Consider the following 585-nt stretch of genomic DNA (forward strand, 5'->3'; position numbering starts at 1 on the left):
CGACCACCGCACCCTGGCCCAGCGCCAACACGACGCACTGCTCGCCGTCGGGCGCATCGCATTGATGAGCGGACAACTCGGCCGACTCAACGGGCTACCGGTGTCGATCATCATCCGCACCACCCTGCAAGACCTGCAGTCACGCGCCGGAGTCGGCACCACCGGCGGCGGCACCGTCATGCCGATCACCGACGTCATCCGAATGGCCGCTCACGCCAACCACTACCTGGCCGTGTTCGACAAAGCCACCGGATCGGCGCTGGATCTGTTCCGCACCAAACGCATCGCCTCCCCCGCGCAGCGGATCATGCTGATCGCCCGCGACGGCGGCTGCACCAAACCCTGCTGCACCGTGGGCGCCTACGGCTGCCAGGTACACCACGTGGTGGCCGATTGGACCGACGGCGGCAACACCAACATCGACGAACTCGGCCTGGCCTGCGGACCGCATAACCGCAGCGTCACCACCAACGGCGGCTGGAGCACCCGCATCAACGACCGCGGCGAAGTCGAATGGCTCCCCCCACCCGACCTCGACACCGGCCAAGCCCGAACCAACTACTACCACCGCCCCGAACGCCTCCT

At 67.5% G+C, this 585-nt stretch carries 1 protein-coding gene; it reads left to right on the top strand.

Annotated features, from left to right (window positions below; translation table 11 throughout):
* Nucleotides 1-585, top strand: a 585-nt coding sequence (locus tag A5698_RS07360) for an HNH endonuclease signature motif containing protein (RefSeq protein WP_156670640.1), incomplete at both ends; no start/stop codon positions are given.

Source organism: Mycobacterium sp. E136, assembly GCF_001666865.1.
Lineage (GTDB): Bacteria > Actinomycetota > Actinomycetes > Mycobacteriales > Mycobacteriaceae > Mycobacterium.